This is a genomic window from Microbispora hainanensis, assembly GCF_006874475.1.
Taxonomy (GTDB): Bacteria; Actinomycetota; Actinomycetes; order Streptosporangiales; family Streptosporangiaceae; genus Microbispora; species Microbispora hainanensis.
This window is the reverse complement of record NZ_VIRM01000124.1, coordinates 1-1,866: the sequence shown is the minus strand read 5'-3', so window position 1 is coordinate 1,866 and position 1,866 is coordinate 1. Positions and strand designations below refer to the sequence as shown.

At 68.2% G+C, this 1,866-nt stretch carries 1 protein-coding gene and 1 pseudogene; both read right to left on the bottom strand.

Annotation, left to right across the window (positions count from 1 at the left end):
* Positions 1-26 precede the first annotated feature (26 nt).
* Positions 27-227: pseudogene (locus FLX08_RS43580) on the bottom strand (replication initiator); the annotation flags it as partial.
* A 202-nt stretch (positions 228-429) separates the two neighbouring features.
* Positions 430-1,536, bottom strand: a complete 1,107-nt coding sequence (locus FLX08_RS39740; protein ID WP_208761979.1) for a glycoside hydrolase family 18 protein — start codon at positions 1,534-1,536, stop codon at positions 430-432.
* Between the last annotated feature and the right edge of the window lie 330 nt (positions 1,537-1,866).

The window sequence follows — 1,866 nt, the reverse complement described above, 5'->3', positions numbered from 1 at the left end:
CCGGTGTCCGTCAAAGCGGAACAAGCTCAGCCCACCGCCGCAACGGGATCAGCGGGTAAGCCGGATCGTTGCCGAGCGGCGAACCAGGTGTAGGTCATGCGCAGTGCATGCTCGGTCACGTCGAGTCGGGCGACGTCGGCGGCCTCCCGGATCCGCCGGTCCACGGTTCCGGCGGACTCGGCCCCCTTCGTCGCGTACTTCGCGATGTACGCCGCACCTGCTGATCCGCGATGCCCTCCAACGAAGTCGCGACGTAGATGGGGTCCACGTCGAGCTGTGTGCCCCTCCTGCCGACGAACGAGGGGTCATCGTCCGGCACGGGAGCCGAGACCGCAGCCGCGGTTTCGTACGGCCGGCGGTTGAGTGTCCTGGATGTCGTGCGGGCCCGGGGAGGTAGTGGTGTCAGTTCTCCTCCCCGGGGCTGGGGTGTCAGCGGAGGATGGAGTAGAGGGCGGTGGTGAGGGAGGCTTTGGCGTCGTCTTGGTCGATGGACCAGAGCATGGAGCCGCCGAGGCCTTTGAGGCGGATGTAGGCGGCTTTTTCCAGCATGACGGCGGGGTCGTCGTAGGACCAGAACTCGTTGCCGTCGTAGAGCCACAGGGTGCCGGTGAGCAGGTCGCGGTAGCGTTTGCCGGGCTTGTTGACGAGGTTCTTGTAGTCGTCGCTGCCAGGGGCCCAGGTGCCGGGGGCGGGGCCGGTGGCGGCGGCGTAGCGGCCGTCGCCGCGGGAGGTGACTCCGGTCCAGCCCTGGCCGTACGCGGGGACGCCGATGACGATCTTGTTTTTGGGTGCGCCGCGTGCGATGTAGTCGCGTACGGTCTGGTCGACGCTGAACTTCACGTCGTTGGGGTCGCGGCGGTCGGTGAAGAGGTTGGCCTGGTGGCCGGTGCGGTTCTCCCAGGGGCCGTGCAGGTCGTAACCCTGGACCGTGGCGAAGTCGAGCTGGTCGAAGACCTTCCGCACCTCGAAGCCGGTGTCGATTTTGGCGGCGGCGGCGGCGGGGAGGAAGGCGGTCAGCTGGTCGCGCTGGTCGTGGGCCTTCATCTGCCGGCGTAGTTCGGCCAGGAACAGGGTGAAGTTCTGCTTGTCTTCGGGGCGGATGACGTTGCCGTCGTTTCCGGCGGAGCCGGGCCATTCCCAGTCGAGGTCGATGCCGTCGAAGACGCCGGCGGCGGAGCCGGGAGGCAGGCCGGGCAGGTTGCTCTTGAGCCACAGGTCGACGCAGGAGGCGGCGAGCTTGGCGCGGGATTCGGGGGTGAGGACGGCGTCGGAGAAGTGGGCGGAGCCGGTCCAGCCGCCGAGGGAGATGAGGACCTTGAGGCCGGGGTGGCGGGCCTTGAGCTTCTTGAGCTGGCCGAGGTTGCCCTTGAGGGGCTGGTCGTCGGGGTCGGCGACGCCGTCGACGCTCTGGTCGGCGGGTACGGGGCGCTGCCAGTCGGCCCAGGGGTCGGCGGAGTAGCAGGTGCCCTCGGGGCCGACGAATCCGAAGGCGTAGTTGATGTGGGTCAGCTTCCCGGCGGCGCCGCTCGTCTCCACATCCTTGACGTGGTAGTTGCGCCCCTAGTACCTCCCTTAGCGCAACATGTCACCGTTGGAATGTCGGCCCAGGACCTGGCAACCACTATCTAGCACCATTTCCCGTCTGACATGCTCCGATGCGTTGTGCCGCCGTAGTTCGCGCTGTCAGCCCTTACCGCCAGGCCCGAAGACACCGGCGCACAATCACGTATCGGCGAGGATTTTCTCCACAAGGTCAAGGGGCTCGCTTCGCTCGCCCACGGCCGCTCTGCGGCCTGGCGGGCTTGCGCATGCGGCCCTGGGGGCCGTACGCGCCCGCCGCCGCAGCGGCCGGTCACTTCGCGCCGG